We start from the raw sequence: 17,528 nt of genomic DNA on the forward strand, positions 1-17,528 counted from the left end.
AAAAGCGCCGAAAATGCTCTAACATATTCGACGCTTAAGTGAATCAAATTGTCTTTCTGTAAAAAGCAATTTGTGTTGTCCCTATAATACCCGTTAAAAAGTACTAATTAAAACAAACCAAAATTATGAAAAAACCTGTTGTAAAACAACGATTACTCTTCCGAATCATGAAAATAACGTTATTTCAATTACTGTTGGCCTTTGTGTTTTCCACTGTTACCATGGCAAATAGTGTTAAAGGTCAAAAGAAATTAGACACTAAAGTTACTCTTAATATTGAAAACTTAAGCTTATACAATGCTTTGGTTCAACTTGAGAAAACAGCGAATGTTAAATTTTCATATAATTCAAGAATAAGTCAGCTGAATCAAAAAGTGAGTTACAAAGCAAATAATGAGTTATTATCATCAATACTTGCTAATATTTTACTACCGCTTAATATTAATTATTCTGAAGTAAGTAATCAAATTATATTGCAAAATACAACTGCGCAAACTAATGGTTTATTAAGTTCAAACTTACCGAAATCGTTTCTAGACAATACTATTTTTGCTATTACTGCCAAAGGAATAGTTATTGACGAAAGTGGAAATCCTTTACCTGGAGCTACGGTAATGGTAAAAGGAACTAAAATATCTGTATTGACAGATTTAAATGGAAATTTCACCATTGATGTACCTGCAAACAGCAGCCTACTTGTTATTTCTTACATAGGAATGGAAACACAGGAAGTTGCAATAAAATCAACTCCAATTACAGTAATTCTGAGCGAATTTGGACAAAAATTAAATGAAGTAGTAATTACTACGGGATATGAGAAAACATCCAAAAGAACTTTTACAGGAGCTATAAGCAAGATCACTGGAACAGATTTACTAGTTGAAGGTGTTGTAGATATCAGTAGAATGATTGAAGGTAAAGCAGCCGGAGTAACGGTTCAAAATGTTACTGGTACTTTTGGTACAGCCCCAAAAATTACCGTACGTGGTTCTTCTTCTATTTTTGGAGATACAAAGCCACTTTGGGTAATAGATGGTATTGTTCAAGAAGATATCGTAAATCTTTCTTTTGCTGATTTAGCATCAGGAAATTCAGAAACTCTATTGAGTTCTTCAATTGCAGGATTAAACCCTAATGACGTTTTAAGTATTGAAATATTAAAAGATGCATCAGCAACTTCTATTTATGGTTCAAGATCTTTGAACGGTGTTGTTGTTGTGACTACTAAACAAGGAAGACGTGAGTCTCCATTAAGTGTTACCTATTCATTAGAACAAACGGCAAGAACAGTTCCTAACTACAGTCAATATGATATTTTGAACTCTCAAGAAACAATGAGCATTCTTAAAGAAATTGAATCAAAAGGATTCCTTGGTTTACCTGAAACCTCTCAAGGACGTTACGGAGGTGTTTACAACATTCTTGCAAACGCCATTAACACTTATGATCAAACTAGTGGAACTTATGGTGTTAAAAATGATGAACCAAGTAGAAATGCTTTCTTAAAAAAATATGAATTAGCAAATACAAACTGGTTTAAAGTTTTGTTTAGACCATCTATTACACAAAACCACTCGCTAAGTTTTTCTGGTGGAGGAAAAAACAATGCTTACTTTGCATCTCTTGGTTTTTACCATGATCCAGGATGGACACTTGCTGACGGTGTAAATCAATTGACATCAAATATTAAAAACACTTTTTTTATAAATGATAAGTTTAGCCTAACGTTATCAACTCAGGCATCTGTTAGAGATCAATCAGCTCCAGGAAGTTACGACAGTCTTAAGGATGGTGTTAGCGGAAGCACAACTAGAGATTTTGATATTAATCCATTTAATTATGTTTTAAATACAAATAGAGCATTAAGACCTTATGATGACAATGGAAACTACGAATATTATAGAAACAACTGGGCTCCAATAAATATAATTGAAGAATTACAAAACAATTATATGGACATTAAGGTTAAAGACATTCGCTTTCAAGCAGATTTGGCTTACAAAATAAATCCAAAGTTGACGTATAACTTCACAGCTAATGCTCGTTATGCTAATACAACTAGAGAACATAATATTCTTGAACAATCTAATATCGTGGGTGCATATAACGCTCAAGAAACTACAATCGTAAGAGATCAAAATATCTTTTTGTACCAAGATCCTGACGACTTAACTGCTCCAAAAGTTTCTGTTTTACCTAATGGTGGTATCTTAAGAAAGTTTTCAAATGAATTAACTTCTTATAACATTAGAAATAGTTTTAACTATAAAAATGTATTTAACAACAAACATGAGCTAGAAGCTTTATTTGGTCAAGAACTTAGGTCTGTTGATAGAAATAGTAATAATTTTACTGCTTTTGGTTTACAATATGACAGAGGATTAACTGCTTTTACAGATCCTAGATTATTAGAAAAACTAATAAACGGTGGAGAATCTTATTATGGTTTTAATGAAGAAAGAGAAAGAACTGTTGGTTTCTTTAGTAAAGTAGGATATACTTACGACAGACGCTATACTGGATCGATCACTGGCCGTTATGATGGCTCGAACAGACAAGGAAATAGCGCTTCTTCAAGATGGCTACCTACATACACTTTTAGTGGAAAATGGAATGTTATGGAGGAAGACTTCATGAAAAATGTAAAAGCAATCAATACATTAAGCTTAAGAGGTTCTTACGGTCTAACTGCAACAGCAGGTCCAGCAACCAACTCATTAGCTATCTATAAAAGTTTCATTACTGATCGTTTAAACTTATCAGATAGAGAAACAGGATTGAACATCGATGAACTTCAAAATGGAGATTTAACTTGGGAGAAACAATTTGAAACTAACATTGGTTTAGATTTAGGTTTGTTTAACAATAGAGTTCAGTTTACAACAGATGTTTATAGTCGTAAAGCATTTGATTTAGTAGATTTTGTTACCACTTCAGGAATTGGAGGGCAAAAATTAAAACAAGGTAACAATGCAGATATGGAAACAAAAGGTATTGAGTTTTCACTTTCTACAAAAAATTTAAATAACACAAGACTGAAATGGTCGACTTCTTTCAATTTCTCTGTTTATAACCAAGAAATCACAAAGTTACAAAACGAGCCATCTGTTTTAGGTTTAGTTGACGGTACAGGAGGAAATTCAGTAGGTCACCCAAGAAATGCTTTGTACTCTTACCAATTCACAGGATTGAACACTCAAGGATTACCCACTTTTGTAATGGCAGACGGAATAGTTGACAATGTTACAGGTGCCAATTTTCAAGATACGGAAGATATTACAAAATACTTGAAATATGAAGGTTCTATTGAGCCAAATAAGTCAGCAGGTATCTCTAATACTTTTACCTATGACAATTGGTCTTTGAATGTGTTTATCGTTGCTGCTGGAGGAAATAAAGTACGTTTAAATCCGATCTATTCTGATCAATATGATGACTTGACAGTATTTACAAAAGAATTCACAAACCGATGGATAAATGCTGGTGATGAAGCTTTAACAAATATTCCTGTAATTGCAGATCAAAGATTGATTGCAAATTATGCTTCACAGTCAAAAGATTTGACAAGAGCTTATAATGCATATAATTTTTCAGACGAGCGTATTGCTGATGGAACTTTCGTAAGATTGAAAAACGTATCAATAAGTTATGAGTTTCCTAAAGATTTAAAGAAAAAATTGGGTCTTAATCTTTTCTCTATGAAAGCATCAACAGCAAACCCACTTTTAATCTATTCTGATAAAAAACTTAATGGTCAAGACCCTGAGTTTTATAGATCAGGTGGTGTTTCTCAACCAATCACGAGCCAATATACATTCTCTATTAACGTATCATTTTAATAAAAAAACATGAGAAAAATAAAAATAACCCTAACCCTCCTTGTAATATTAGGACTTAGTAGCAGTTGTGATGATTTTCTTTCTGAAATTCCTGACAACAGAACACAATTAGATACCCCAGATAAAATATCTGAAATATTAGTTAATGCATATCCTGAAGCTAGCTACATGGACTTTGCTGAAACAATGACTGACAATGCGTCTGACAGTGAAAACCTGCCTGCTACGACTATTAAAAACAGTCAAAATTACAATTGGCAGATGGCTGACGATATTACAAGAGATACTCCTGCATTTTATTGGGATGCTTGTTATGTTGCCATAGCGCATGCAAATCAAGCAATTGAAGCCATAAGTAAGCTTGGTAACCCAGCTAACTTAAATGCACAAAGAGGAGAAGCTTTTATGGCTCGAGCATACTCACATTTTATGTTAGTAAGTATCTTTTCACAAAGATACAATCCAGCTACAGCTGCAACAGACCTTGGAATTCCTTATGTACTAGAACCTGAAACTGTATTGTTAAAAACATACACTCGAAACACCGTAGCTGAAGTATTTGCTAATATTGAAAGTGATATTGTGGAAGGATTAAAATACGTGGGAGATGATTATACTCAACCAAAATTTCATTTCAATAAAGCAGCGGCAAAAGCTTTTGCAAGCCGTTTCTATCTTGTAAAAGGAGACTGGGATAAAGTAGTATTAAATTCAAATGATTTAAGTAGTCAACCAGTAGGTAAATTGAGAAGTATTGCAGATTACAATCTTCTAGATACTACAACAAGATTTAACATCTATTCGCAAGCTTCTGAAAACACTAATTTATTAGTGGTATCAACTTCTTCTTTGTACAATAGAACAATTAGAAGCAATAGGTTTGGTTTGTCAGGTGCTGAAAGAAATACCGTTTTTGGAACAGCAACTAATTTATTTAATAAAAGTTGGTTAGTTAGTAGTTTTTCTAGCAATGGTTCTATATCAATATATTTACCAAAATTTGTTGAATACTTTAAGTACACTAATGCCAATGCAGGTATTGGTCTTCCATATGTAACAAATGTTTTATTGAGTAATGAGGAATTATTTCTTAATAAAATTGAAGCGCACATCATGAGGAATGAGTTTGCATTAGCGAATACCGAAATGGAATACTTCTTCTCTATACGTACAACTGGATATTCAGCAACTACAGATAAAGTAACTGAAGCAAAAATTGTTGCTAAGTACCCTGTCATAACTGATGAATATACTCCATTCTATACTTTAACACCAGTTCAGGCTTCATACATCAAAGCGGTTGCTGAGTTAAGAAGAATAGAATTTATACATGAAGGACTTAGATGGTTTGACATCAAGCGTTTTAACATACCCGTAACGCACAAAATCTACAACCAACCAAGTAATATATTAGTAAAGGATGATAAACGTAGAGCTATACAAATACCTTTACACGTAACTAATACAGGAGTTGAAAAAAATCCAAGTTAATTAAAACAGAGCTATGAAAACATTAAATAAATATAAGACAATAGTATTACTATCTGCGGTAGTACTTCTAGGGGCTTGTTCAGGTGACGAACCACTAAAAGAAAGCCAATTAGATTTATCAACACCGTCTAAAACAGCATTAGACAATTGGATCGATACTAATTATCTGAACCCGTACAACATCAATGTTCAGTATAAATGGAATCAGAATGCAGTAGACAATAATAGATTTTTATTTCCTCCACTACAGTCTAAAGTACAACCAGTACTTGAAATTATTCAAAAAATATGGTTGAACAGTTATAAAACTGTTGCTGGACCTAATTTTGTAAAAATTATTGCTCCAAGAGAATTTGTTCTTGTAGGGGGAGTTAATTTAAATACAACAGGAACCGTTACCTTGGGTTTAGCCGAAGGTGGTAAAAGGATAACCTTCTTTGAAACTGACAATGTTAATAAAACTAATCGTGCAAATATCAAGCGTTTTGTTCATACTATACAACACGAATATATTCACATTTTGAACCAGACTAAGCCGTTTGACGAAAAATCATTAGCTAAAATCACACCTTCTGGTTATTCTTCTGCATGGTATAACACTACTGATGCAGCAGCACTAGAACAAGGATTCTTAACTGCTTATGCTAAGTCAAATATTAATGAAGACTTTGCAGAAACTGCTGCAACGATTCTAATCAATTCAAAAGCTGAATATGCTGCGATTCTTGCTGGAATTACAAGTACGACTGCCGTAACAAGTATTAAAGCAAAAGAAGCTATAGTTGTAAAATATTACAAAGATGCCTACGGAATTGACCTTTATCTGCTGAGAGACGAAGCAGAGAAAAACACAACAGCTGTAATTAACGGAAATTAGTAAGTTAAAGAGGCTCTTAAAAAAGTCTATTTTAAAAAATCTATTTTATAACCACATAAATTAATAGTATGAAACTTAAAACTATAATTAACTATCTATTCATCGCCGTTTTAGCGATGCAATTAGTTTCCTGCGACAATAAGGAAACCTTAGATTCTCCATTTAATGCGACTCCTACAGAGCGATTAAATGCACAACAAAAAGAGCTTAATGATGTATTAGAATCATCAGAGTTTGGATGGAAAGCCATCTACTTTACAGATGCTACACAATTAGGCGGCTTTACTCACGTATTTAAATTTAAAGCAGGAAAAGTTGACATGGCTTCTGATTTTGATGATGATACTGCCATATATTCTAGTGAGTACAGTATCGACTTAGGAAGTACTGTTAGCCTTGTTTTTACAACAAAAAACAGAATTCACTTACTATCTGATTCTAATAATTATCCAATTGCCTCTTTACGTGGTAAAGGATACAAAGGAGATTTTCAGTTTTTATACTATGGTCAAGATAATGGACAAATTGTTTTTAAAACAAATAGAAGTTTTGAAGAAGTTCGTTTTGTAAAAGCCACTGCCCAAGATTGGACTAATTTAGCTAAAAATAGAGCTATGATACCTAATGTTGTCGGAGCTACAACAAGACCTTTGTTTCGCCTTTTAGAAACTAATAATGGTAGTAAAATCAGTCAGTTTGATTTTACTTTCACAGGTGCAACACGATTCGCTACGGCAAATTCTATAGAAACTGGTTCAAGTGTGAGTTATAATATGGGAATTGCCTATACTCCTACAGGTATAATCGTTAATCCCGCTGTAAAAGTAGGAACACAGACGCTTTCTGAGTTTACTTATGACGCTACGACTGGAAACTTTATTGCTACAGGAACAGCTGGTGTTACTGCAACAATCAAATACACTACTCAACCATTAGTGTTAACAGATGACTACAAGCCATTATTAGCTGGAAATCCACGAACAATATATGGTTATATAGCTGCAAATTTAGCAACAGCACCTACCAATTCAATACTTTGTAATAACTTATTGAATGCAGTAAATGCCGCTGTAGCATCAACACAAAAAATAAATAGAGTATCCTTCTATTTTAATGATGGTGCCAATGGTAGTTATATTTCTTATTCTTTCCTAGGTGGTAAATCAACATTATACCATTTTGTAACTGTAACCGAAGATCCAGTTAACAAAACAATTATTCTTAAAGACAATGGATGGCTTGGAGGAAGTGAGCCTGCGCTTTTAAAAGACTTGGACAAACAATTATTAGATCCTAAAGGACTATATGTTAAAAAAGAAAAGTTTACAATCACCTATTCTAACTCAATCTACACATTTACTACTGCATCAAATAATTTTAGAATAACAACATATGCATTGTAATAATTAGAAAAACTATATCACGAAACTGGCTGTCTTTTTAAGACAGCCTTTTTTTTACAATAAATCTAAAATATAACCTTAAAACAACATAATTAATTTCGACAATTCACAAAGCTTTCATAAACCTAAAAAGCCTAACTTTACTTTTAATTACTTTAGCAATAAATTTAGAAATTCTTACTTATGCCTACAGACTGTATCAGCTATCAAAACTCAGGATATTTCTCCTCGTTGATGAATGATTATTTAGATCAAAATAACAATTTACACGCTTTATATAACCGTTTCCCAACACTTGAAAATTTTGAAGCACAAATTCTTGAAAAAGAAAAGAATTACGATGATTCAAATAGATTCACTTTAGTTTCAGTACTGCAAAAACAATACGCCGCTATTGAAACTTCTCACCTGACACAACAGAATATTGAAGCTCTAAAAGTGACCAATACTCTTACCGTGACAACTGGACATCAATTAAATTTATTTACGGGTCCCTTATATTTCTTATATAAAATCATCTCCACGATTAATCTTACCAAGGAGTTAAAAGCAAAATATCCTGCTTACAACTTTGTCCCTATTTATTGGATGGCGACGGAAGACCATGATTTTGAAGAAATCAATTATTTCAATTTCAAGGGGAGAAAATTCAGATGGAATAAGGAAAGTACGGGACCTGTCGGGAGATTATCGACCGAAGGACTGTCAGATGTCTTTGAACTATATTCCCAGGAATTAGGCTCAAGCACCAATGCCGAAACCTTGAAAAATTTATTTGAGGACGCCTATCTTAAACACGACAATTTAGCGGACGCCACACGTCATTTAGCAAATTCGCTTTTTGGAGCACAAGGTCTAGTAATTCTTGATGCCGATGATGCCGATCTAAAGCGTAGTTTTATTCCTTTTGCAAAAGAAGAACTTTTACACCAAACTTCCCATAAGGCAGTACTTGAAACAACTGAGAAATTAAATAAGTACAACATACAGGTCAATCCACGCGAAATCAATTTGTTTTATATCGAAGATAAAATGCGGGAACGCATTATTATGGAAGACGGGAAATACAAAATAAACAATACCAAAATTGAATTTTCTCCAGAAGAAATCTTGACATTATTAGAAACCAACCCAGAGATGTTCAGCCCTAACGTGATTATGCGTCCACTATATCAGGAAGTCATTTTACCTAATCTTTGTTACATTGGCGGGGGTGGAGAAATTGGGTATTGGTTGGAATTAAAATCCTTTTTTGATGCGGTAGACATTACTTTTCCAATGCTATTAGTTCGAAATTCTGTTCTTTTATCTACTGAAAAGCAAGCTAAAAAAGCAGATAAGTTAGATTTGACTTGGAGTGATTTATTTTCTAAACAAGCTGATTTAGTAAATGATAAAACAACACAGCTATCTGAATTCCCAATCGATATGTCTACTTTAAAAAAACAATTGCAAGAACAATTTAAAGCATTGTACGAAATAACAAAACTAACGGATAAGTCGTTTGTGGGAGCTGTAAAAGCACAGGAAGTAAAACAAACTAAAGGACTGGACAATCTAGAAAAGCGTTTATTAAAAGCACAAAAACGAAAGTTGAGTACTATTTTGGAACGTATAACCGACTTACAAAACGAGCTGTTTCTAAATAAAAGTTTGCAGGAACGTCAAGCTAATTTTTCAGAATTTTATTTGGAATCAGGTGCTAATTTGATTCCGAAATTAATCGAAAGACTTAAACCATTAGAAAATAAATTCGAGATCATTATCGTTTAATTTTTTTACTGTCACTATAATAAAGATTTTGTAAAATAATTACATAAAAAAACACTATTTTTGCACAAAATCTAAAAAAAAACAAAATGGCTACAAATAGAACATTTACAATGATTAAGCCTGATGCTGTTGCTAACGGACACATCGGAAACATACTTGCAATGATTACAACTGCAGGTTTCAAAATTGTTTCTTTGAAATTAACTCAACTTACTGTTGCAGATGCTCAAGCATTTTATTCAGTACACGCTGCAAGACCATTCTACGGTGAATTAGTAGAATTTATGTCAAGAGGTCCTATTGTTGCTGCGATTTTAGAAAAAGACAACGCTGTCGAAGATTTTAGAACACTAATTGGTGCTACTAATCCAGCTGATGCTGCCGAAGGTACTATCCGTAAAGCATATGCTACTTCTATTGGAGAAAATGCAGTTCACGGTTCTGACAGTGATGAAAATGCAGCTATCGAAGGTGCTTTTCATTTTGCAGGAAGAGAGCAGTTTTAATCTCTGAATAAACATAAAGTATTTTAAAATAATAATTAAATGCTATAAAAAAGTCATTCAACATTAGTTGATTGTACTAAAAATATAGACGAATTGATTATTAATTATAATAAAAATGAGCCCGATATTGTATCGGGCTCATTTTTTTATAGGCTCAAACTCACTCGAGAGCAACTATTGTATTTTACATGCTTTTTATTTTATTGATTCATGCCCCGCATATCTATTCCCAGTAACTTTACGCTGTGATTTAAAATGTGCAACAGCATAAAAATCCATTCGTTGAGGACCTTCTATTCTTATGAATTCTAGATCCGTTTTACTTAACGTACGGCTGCCAAGCACACCCAGCCACAAACAATTGAAATCTAAAACTTTAGTTGTTTCTAATGGTAGATTTTCTTCCCAATTTATTTACTCTTTCACCTTAAAAATCAAAAACGCTCTAAATTATTTATTAAAACTATTACTTCTTTTGGGACCAGAATTTTACTTTGGGTTTTGAAATCAAATAAAATAACCTCGTGGGTTTTTATTGCGGCCAATTTTTGGCTTTTTTCACTATAATAAAAAGATTTTAGGACGATTCTGTCATCCCTAATTTCTTCCGTTTTTGTACCAATATGAATTGTATCGGGATAGGTTACCGGAGCAATATATTTAACCGACTGAAAACCTAAAATAATACCTGCTTTCATTTTCTCGCCTTCAGAGGAAAAGAATCCAAGTGCTCTAAAATAATCAATCCTGGCTGTTTCTCCCCATCGAACATATACCACATTATTAACGTGTTGCAATGCATCCATTTCTCCCCACTGCACTTCAATAGTCGAAATAACAGGGTACTGTTTTAAAATATCTTTCATTTTTTTAATAGGTCTTTAAACAATCCGCGGGCGATTACTATTTTCATAATTTCATTAGTTCCTGCATAGATGCGGGCAACACGATTGTCAGCATACATACGTGCTATGGGATAATCCCACATATATCCATAACCTCCAAATAATTGTAAACATTCATCCACTACGCTTCCACACATATCCGTTGCCGAATATTTAATCATTGAAGCAGTTTCAGTAGTCAATTTATGATCCACTAATAACTCTATACAGCGATCTAAGAAAGCCTGATGTATTTGCATTTGGGTAGTACATTCGGCTAGTTTAAACTGGGTATTTTGAAACCCGGCAATCTGAGTTTTAAAAGCTTCTCTTTCGGTAGTGTAAGCGATGGTGTTTTCAATGGCACCTTCGGCTGTTGCTACTGCAAAAATCCCTACTGTTAGACGTTCACGTGCCAATTCTTCCATCATGATTTTAAAACCCATTCTCTCCTCGCCCAATCTATTCTCCTTTGGTACTTTTACATTATCAAAAAATAACTCGCAGGTGTCTTGAGATTTCATTCCTATTTTCTTGAAGGGAATTCCTTTACTGAAACCTTCCATTGCTGTTTCCATAATAAGCAAGGTAACTCCTTCCTGATCTGTATTGACATTTGTTTTTACTGCTACAATAGCCATGTCGCACATAAAACCATTGGTGATAAACGTTTTTTGCCCGTTTACTACATAATGGTCGCCTTTATCTTCAGCAGTGGTTCGAAGTGCTTTCAAATCACTCCCACAATTAGGTTCGGTCATCCCTATGGCAGTAATCATGTCGCCTTTGGCCATTTGCGGCAAATACTTCTGCTTTTGAGCCTCTGTTCCATATTTCAATAAATAAGGAGCTACAATGTCAGAATGCAGTGAAAAACCAGGGCCGCTAATTCCTTTTTTAGCAAACTCTTCTATTAATAAGGCATTAAATGAAAAATCAAGTCCTCCACCTCCGTACATTTCTGGCATATCAATGCACAACAATCCTAATTCCCCAGCTCGTTTCCATATTTCACGGCTTACCATACCCTCTTTTTCCCATTCATCAATATGATCTATAATTTCATTCGAAATGAATTCCTGAATCATTCCTTGCATCATTTTATGTTCTTCTGATGCGTAAATCTTTCTTTCTATTAGTATATTCTGTAACATATATTTTAGTTTTTTGATTACTTTATTTTTAATTTTCGTAGAAAACACGGTTGTTTCCTGCATTTTTTATTCGCTCTTTTAAACTTTCTGGCAACTTAAATCTCGCTCCATATTTAGAGTCTAATTTCGCACTATACAAAGCAAATTCCTTGGCTCCTACATAATCAATGTATGACATGACGCCTCCTGTATGTATTGGAAATCCTAATCCTAAAATCGAACCTACATCAGCATCTTTGGGTTCTTGAAGCACTCCGGAGTCTAAGCATTTATATGCATCGATGACCATGGCGAATAATAACCTTTTACCCACTTCCTCTTCATCATAACTGGCTTGAGGAGGGTAGATTTTTGACCATTCTTTCCAAATCGATTTCTTTTCTCCTTTTGGATAATCATATAAACCTCTGCCTTCTTTTTTACCTGTTCGCCCATGAGTTTCAATAATAGTGACCAAAGTCTGTCGTAAATTAATTTCATGTGGCGTTAAATTTGGGTCTTCACTCATTATTGCCAACATTAATTTCAAATTAATCTCATCTGAAATCGCCAAAGGACCTACTGGCATACCTATCTTTCTTGCCACATTTTCAATTACGGCAGGTGGTACCCCTTCGGTAAGCATTGTAATTCCTTCATTTATAAATTTTCCAAAAACTCTTGAAGTAAAAAATCCCCGACCGTCATTTACGATAATAGGTACTTTCCCAATTGCTATTACATAATCCATGGCTGCTGCCAATGTTTTTTCGCTTGTTTCCTTACCTACAATTACCTCTACTAACTGCATCTTCTCTACTGGTGAAAAGAAATGCAACCCTATAAATTTATCTGGTCTAGAGGAGGATTTCGCAAGTTGGGTTATCGGAATCGTTGAAGTATTCGAAGCATAAATCACCGTTTCATTAATCACTTTTTCGGTTTCGACAGTAATCGTGTTTTTTAGTTTTTCATTTTCGAAAACGGCCTCAATAATCAAATCACAAGACGCTAAATCAGTATTTGAAGCTGAAGTTTTAACTTTTTGCAATAGCGCATCAGTTTTATCTTCAGTTGTATATCCGTTTTGTAGTTTTTTCTGCTCTTGTATCTTTATATAGTCTTTCCCACTTTCTGCTTTTGCTACACTCACGTCTTTCAGCACCACATCTATTCCTGCCTTTGCATTAACATAAGCAATCCCTGCTCCCATCATTCCTGCTCCTATAACTCCAATTTTTTTGAAAGAAACCCGGTCATAGCCTTTGGGTTTTGATTTCCCTCGGGCGGCATCGTTTATAAAAATAAAGGAAGCCCGAATGATATTTTTGGTTTCCTTACTGAATAAGGTATCCACAAAATAGCTTGCTTCAACTTCTAATGCTTTATCAATGTGGCAGGCTGCTCCGTAATAAATCGCACTGAGTACATTTTTTATATGTGGTAAATTTCCATGAGTTGTTTTATAAGCCATCGCATTCGAAACACTGAAAAATTCAGTAACTCCAGAAATTTGTCCCACACCCATTGGAGTTCCAGGTACTTTAAATTTTTTGTTATCCCAAGGTTGCATACTAGTTCCCTTTGTACGTATCCAGTTTTTAGCCAGCATTACGATATCGTCGTCAGGACTGCAAATTTCATCTACAAGGCCATCTTTTAAGGCTGGTTCTGCAGTTAGTTTTTTGGATTGTGTAATGTATTGGACCGTTTTCTGTGGGCCAAGCATCCTCAAAAAGCGTTGTGTACCTCCCGCTCCAGGGAACAAACCAACAGAACATTCGACCAATCCGATATAACTTTTTGAATGGGTACTCATGATCCGGTGATGGCAAGCTAATGCAATTTCGCATCCACCACCAAGTGCAAGACCGTTTATCGCAGCTACAACTGGTTTGCCACAAGTCTCCATTTTTCGTAAATAGGTATTGGTTTGCATGAGCATATCAAAACATTCCTTTTTTGATTTATCATAATTTAAAAACCATTTTAAATCACCGCCAGCTATAAAATCCTTTTTGGCGGAAGCAATAACAATCCCTTTAACGGCATCATCTGTTATGGCTTGGTTTATAGTCAAAAAGAATTCGGCCATCGTAGATTCATTCATGATGTTTACCGGTGAATCTGCGACATCCCAAGTAACAACTGCAATGCCTTCACTATCAACACTATATTTTATATGTTTATTAATCATAATCTAAAGGATAATTAGTTTCTAAATACGTTCAATAATCGTTGCTATTCCCATTCCTCCACCAACACATAAAGTTGCCAAAGCGGTACTTTTATTTTGACGTTCTAATTCGTCCAAGGCAGTTCCAAGAATGATGCAGCCTGTTGCTCCTAATGGATGCCCCATCGCTATTGCTCCTCCATTAGTATTTACAATTGAGTGATCGATATTAAAATGATCCATTAAACGCATTGGAACGACTGCAAAAGCTTCATTAACTTCAAAAATATCAATATCACTCGCATTCATTTTGGCATTGCGCAATGCTTTATTAGTAGCTGGAATTGGCCCTTCAAGCATTATCAAAGGCTCACTGCCCAATACAGCTCCCATTCTGATTATTGCTCTTGGTTTTAACCCGAGCTTCTCCCCTATTTCTTTGGAACCAATCAACATTAATGAAGCACCATCCACAAGCCCAGAAGAGTTACCTGCATGATGCACATGATTTATTTTTTCGACCTCTAAGTATTTATCAATCGCCGTTTGATCAAACAATTGTTCACCCATTTTTTCAAATGCTGGAGATAAATTAGATAAAATATCTATAGTGGTATTTGCTCGAATGTATTCATCTTTTGCCAAATGAACCAGGCCATTTATATCAGTTACTGGAATTATTGATTTATCAAAAAAGCCGTTTTGTTGTGCAAACGCTGCACGTTTTTGAGAGTTTACCGCAAAGCGATCTACATCGTTTCGGGAATATCCATATTTCGTCGCTATCAAGTCAGCCGAAATTCCTTGAGGAACAAATTTTCCAAAAGCGGCATCGGGTTCCATTAACCAAGCAGAACCGTCAATTCCCATGGGCACTCTAGACATGGATTCTACTCCCCCAGCAATAATCAACTCAGACCATCCTGATTTAATCATAGCTGCAGCCTGATTAATTGCCTCTAGTCCAGAAGCACAATAACGGTTTAGAGAAACGGCAGAGAGATGACCCCCATAATTAGAACATTGTGCAGCGACTTTGGCAACATTTCCTCCTTGTTCTCCTACCTGAGTGACACAGCCTACAATTAAATCTGCAACAAAACTAGTGTCTAAATTGTTTCTTTCTTTTATAGCGGTCAACAAGGTAGTTAATAATTGAACTGGACTGACCGCTGCTAAAGAACCGTTCCCTTTTCCAATCCCCCTTGGCGTCCGAACTGAATCGTAGATATATGCTTCCATTTTTATTAATTATAAGTTACCACTTGGTAACATAATTTAAAAAATGTTACCATACGGTAACAAATATACTCTAATTTATCTAAATTTAAATTATTAAAGCATTATTTTTGCAGCTTACTAGAAGGTTACCTAATTTATTCGCTATGGAACAATACACTCAAGAAACCTATCACTTTGATTTAGCCGACGATAAAATACAAGCTATACATGCCTCTTTAACCACAGATGAAGCAACAACACCTAAAGAATTTGCGATAAAAGCTTACAAATACGTTCGCGATAACTGGCCGTATTATCCTTATCGCTTTAGTTTAATAAACGAAGAATGGCGTGCCTCTGAATTAACAACTCACAAAAGTGGTCATTGTATTGACAAAGTAATTATTTTGATTGCGATTTTAAGAGCAGAGAATATTCCGGCTAGACTTGGATTGGCAAAAGTAAAAAACCATATAGCGGTAGATCAAATTGTCGAAAAATTTGGTTCAGACGTGCTCGTACCTCATGGTTATATCGAAATCTACCTGAATAACAAATGGATAAAAGCAACTCCCGCATTCAACAAGGAACTCTGTGAGATGCTCAATGTAAAAGTTCTAGAGTTTGACGGAGAAAATGATTCTATATTTCAAGAATTTGATGAAAGTGGAAAAAAAGCTTTTATGGAGTACCTTGAAGATTACGGAACTTTTAATGAAGTACCTTTACCATATATGTTCCAATTATTACAACAACATTACCCCCGCATAATTGAATCCGGAATAACATTAGGTGGTGTATTACATCTATCCAAATTATAATGAAAAAAGACAGAGCAGCTACCGAAGAAAAGATTTACAAAGCCTTTTTGGATATTTTAAAAGAAAAAGGCCCTCAGGGAGTAGGGATAAATGCAATAGCTAAAGAAGCTGGAGTTTCTAAATCATTAATTTACCGTTATTTTGGTGGGATGAAAGGCTTATTGTTACGTTTTGCCGAAAAAGGGGACTTCTTTAAATCTTTATTAGTCATTGATGATAAAAAGGATAATTTAGAAAACTTAAAAGGTTTCATTAAAGAAGGAACCAAAGAACTTCGACAAAACACTTTAACCCAAGAAATTCTGCGCTGGCAATTGATTGAAAATAATGAAGACACTAAAAGTCTTTTTAAGTATTTCAATGCACAAGTAGGAAAAACATTTACTACAAATACAAAAGACGAATCCCTTAACGCCGCTTTTCATCTGATGTTAGGCGGTTATGTCTATTTTACACTGTTATCAAAATTTAATAAAACATTTATCGCAACAGATTTAACCTCAGAAAAAACTTGGGAAAATTTTGACGATGCAATCGCCAAAACAATTGAACTATTCAGTAAAACGTAATATGAACCTAAAATCACTCCCTCTTATTGCAACCAAAATCTGTTACGACTGAAGACCTATCAATACACTATCTTTCTGAAAAGCACAATTATAAAGCTTTACAAATCTGTCAAATTACTCAGATCATGACTGAAAGGCTAAAATAAGCAGCGCAACTTCAGTCACACAATCGAGACTTAAATAGGAGTAATGTCATTTTAAAAACACAAATAGGAATTTTCGAAAATAGTTACATAATTACTATTTAGTATCACAAAAGGCATGTTGTTTGCTTTATAATAAAATGGGGTTCTGCTTTTGACTCAGAACTATATTTTTTTTTTGACTAATCTGTTTAAAATAAAGAATATAGTAAGAACAAAAATGGAGGATTATCGCAGAATCAAATTAAAATTAATAGCATCCTATAAAATAACGCCTATGAATACCTATTACTTACATGACGGAACAATACTTAGCGGTCCTTTTAATTTTGCCGAATTAAAAGCAAAAAAAATAACCAAAACCGCTTCCGTGTGGTGCGAAGGAATGGAAGATTGGAAACAAGCAGGAGAGGTGGAGGAATTAAAGAAATCATTGTTTTCCATACCCCCGCCAATTAAGTGTTTCGTTGGCCCTCCAACACCTTCAAAAAACGAATCTGAAAATGAAATTAAGAAGTTTGCACGTGTAAATAAAAAACCCTTATTTCTGGTTGCTGGAATGTTAGTTTTAATTATCGGAACCTTAATTTTTAATACTATACTAGAGAGTAGAACGGATCAAGTCTAAATGTTGTGGGGAAATATTAAATTTCGATATTTGTGTTTATAAAATATGTCTCAATGCAAGATTC

Annotated in this window: 13 protein-coding genes; 9 read left to right on the forward strand and 4 right to left on the reverse strand. The window is 34.3% G+C overall.

The window, feature by feature from the left end; translation table 11 throughout:
- The first annotated feature begins 125 nt into the window (after window positions 1-125).
- The 6 genes from QO200_RS13580 (at window position 126) to QO200_RS13605 (ending at window position 9,889) form a co-directional block, all read left to right on the forward strand.
- Window positions 126-3,839 carry a SusC/RagA family TonB-linked outer membrane protein gene (locus tag QO200_RS13580; protein ID WP_371540987.1) on the forward strand — a complete coding sequence of 1,238 codons (3,714 nt, stop codon included), beginning with the start codon at window positions 126-128 and terminating at the stop codon, window positions 3,837-3,839.
- Between the two features lie 9 nt (window positions 3,840-3,848).
- On the forward strand, window positions 3,849-5,330 hold the full coding sequence (locus QO200_RS13585) for a RagB/SusD family nutrient uptake outer membrane protein (RefSeq protein ID WP_371540988.1): 1,482 nt from the start codon (window positions 3,849-3,851) through the stop codon (window positions 5,328-5,330).
- Between the two features lie 13 nt (window positions 5,331-5,343).
- Window positions 5,344-6,207, forward strand: coding sequence for a putative zinc-binding metallopeptidase (locus QO200_RS13590; RefSeq protein ID WP_371540989.1), 864 nt, complete (start codon window positions 5,344-5,346; stop codon window positions 6,205-6,207).
- Window positions 6,208-6,275: 68 nt separating this feature from the next.
- On the forward strand, window positions 6,276-7,610 hold the full coding sequence (locus QO200_RS13595; RefSeq protein ID WP_371540990.1) for a DUF4302 domain-containing protein: 1,335 nt from the start codon (window positions 6,276-6,278) through the stop codon (window positions 7,608-7,610).
- A 183-nt stretch (window positions 7,611-7,793) separates the two neighbouring features.
- On the forward strand, window positions 7,794-9,383 hold the full coding sequence (gene bshC, locus QO200_RS13600) for a bacillithiol biosynthesis cysteine-adding enzyme BshC (protein ID WP_371540991.1): 1,590 nt from the start codon (window positions 7,794-7,796) through the stop codon (window positions 9,381-9,383).
- A gap of 86 nt (window positions 9,384-9,469) precedes the next feature.
- Window positions 9,470-9,889, forward strand: a complete 420-nt coding sequence (locus QO200_RS13605) for a nucleoside-diphosphate kinase (RefSeq protein ID WP_371540992.1) — start codon at window positions 9,470-9,472, stop codon at window positions 9,887-9,889.
- Window positions 9,890-10,323: 434 nt separating this feature from the next.
- On the opposite strand, the gene QO200_RS13610 is transcribed toward QO200_RS13605, so the two are convergent.
- Genes QO200_RS13610 through QO200_RS13625 form a run of 4 tightly spaced genes read right to left on the reverse strand, consistent with a single transcriptional unit; the run spans window position 10,324 to window position 15,330 of the window.
- Window positions 10,324-10,755: an acyl-CoA thioesterase gene (locus QO200_RS13610; protein WP_371540993.1), complete on the reverse strand. Its 432-nt coding sequence runs from the start codon at window positions 10,753-10,755 to the stop codon at window positions 10,324-10,326.
- Entirely contained in the window at window positions 10,752-11,927 is a 1,176-nt protein-coding gene (locus QO200_RS13615; RefSeq protein ID WP_371540994.1) for an acyl-CoA dehydrogenase family protein, read from the reverse strand. The genes QO200_RS13610 and QO200_RS13615 overlap by 4 nt, the downstream gene beginning before the upstream one ends.
- A 28-nt stretch (window positions 11,928-11,955) precedes the next feature.
- On the reverse strand, window positions 11,956-14,103 hold the full coding sequence (locus QO200_RS13620; RefSeq protein WP_371540995.1) for a 3-hydroxyacyl-CoA dehydrogenase NAD-binding domain-containing protein: 2,148 nt from the start codon (window positions 14,101-14,103) through the stop codon (window positions 11,956-11,958).
- A gap of 21 nt (window positions 14,104-14,124) precedes the next feature.
- The gene (locus QO200_RS13625) at window positions 14,125-15,330 is read right to left on the reverse strand and encodes an acetyl-CoA C-acetyltransferase (RefSeq protein ID WP_371541002.1); all 1,206 of its coding nucleotides are present in this window, start codon (window positions 15,328-15,330) and stop codon (window positions 14,125-14,127) included.
- Between the two features lie 137 nt (window positions 15,331-15,467).
- On the opposite strand from QO200_RS13625, the gene QO200_RS13630 reads away from it, so the two are divergent.
- The 3 genes from QO200_RS13630 (at window position 15,468) to QO200_RS13640 (ending at window position 17,464) form a co-directional block, all read left to right on the forward strand.
- Window positions 15,468-16,124 (forward strand): transglutaminase family protein, encoded by a 657-nt coding sequence (locus QO200_RS13630; protein ID WP_371540996.1) that lies wholly within the window; start codon window positions 15,468-15,470, stop codon window positions 16,122-16,124.
- Window positions 16,124-16,693: a TetR/AcrR family transcriptional regulator gene (locus QO200_RS13635; RefSeq protein ID WP_371540997.1), complete on the forward strand. Its 570-nt coding sequence runs from the start codon at window positions 16,124-16,126 to the stop codon at window positions 16,691-16,693. The genes QO200_RS13630 and QO200_RS13635 overlap by 1 nt, the downstream gene beginning before the upstream one ends.
- Before the next feature lie 420 nt (window positions 16,694-17,113).
- Complete coding sequence (locus QO200_RS13640) at window positions 17,114-17,464, forward strand: DUF4339 domain-containing protein (RefSeq protein WP_371540998.1); 351 nt, start codon at window positions 17,114-17,116, stop codon at window positions 17,462-17,464.
- Window positions 17,465-17,528: the final 64 nt, after the last annotated feature.

Source organism: Flavobacterium sp. Arc3, from assembly GCF_041431375.1.
Classification (GTDB): Bacteria; Bacteroidota; Bacteroidia; order Flavobacteriales; family Flavobacteriaceae; genus Flavobacterium.

What these genes read in the sequence shown, in the direction of transcription:
- QO200_RS13580 (WP_371540987.1), top strand. Translation starts at nt 126, where the DNA reads ATGAAAAAACCTGTTGTAAAACAACGATTACTCTTCCGAATCATGAAA.
- QO200_RS13585 (WP_371540988.1), top strand. Translation starts at nt 3,849, where the DNA reads ATGAGAAAAATAAAAATAACCCTAACCCTCCTTGTAATATTAGGACTT.
- QO200_RS13590 (WP_371540989.1), top strand. Translation starts at nt 5,344, where the DNA reads ATGAAAACATTAAATAAATATAAGACAATAGTATTACTATCTGCGGTA.
- QO200_RS13595 (WP_371540990.1), top strand. Translation starts at nt 6,276, where the DNA reads ATGAAACTTAAAACTATAATTAACTATCTATTCATCGCCGTTTTAGCG.
- bshC (WP_371540991.1), top strand. Translation starts at nt 7,794, where the DNA reads ATGCCTACAGACTGTATCAGCTATCAAAACTCAGGATATTTCTCCTCG.
- QO200_RS13605 (WP_371540992.1), top strand. Translation starts at nt 9,470, where the DNA reads ATGGCTACAAATAGAACATTTACAATGATTAAGCCTGATGCTGTTGCT.
- QO200_RS13610 (WP_371540993.1), bottom strand. Translation starts at nt 10,755, where the DNA reads ATGAAAGATATTTTAAAACAGTACCCTGTTATTTCGACTATTGAAGTG.
- QO200_RS13615 (WP_371540994.1), bottom strand. Translation starts at nt 11,927, where the DNA reads ATGTTACAGAATATACTAATAGAAAGAAAGATTTACGCATCAGAAGAA.
- QO200_RS13620 (WP_371540995.1), bottom strand. Translation starts at nt 14,103, where the DNA reads ATGATTAATAAACATATAAAATATAGTGTTGATAGTGAAGGCATTGCA.
- QO200_RS13630 (WP_371540996.1), top strand. Translation starts at nt 15,468, where the DNA reads ATGGAACAATACACTCAAGAAACCTATCACTTTGATTTAGCCGACGAT.
- QO200_RS13635 (WP_371540997.1), top strand. Translation starts at nt 16,124, where the DNA reads ATGAAAAAAGACAGAGCAGCTACCGAAGAAAAGATTTACAAAGCCTTT.
- QO200_RS13640 (WP_371540998.1), top strand. Translation starts at nt 17,114, where the DNA reads ATGAATACCTATTACTTACATGACGGAACAATACTTAGCGGTCCTTTT.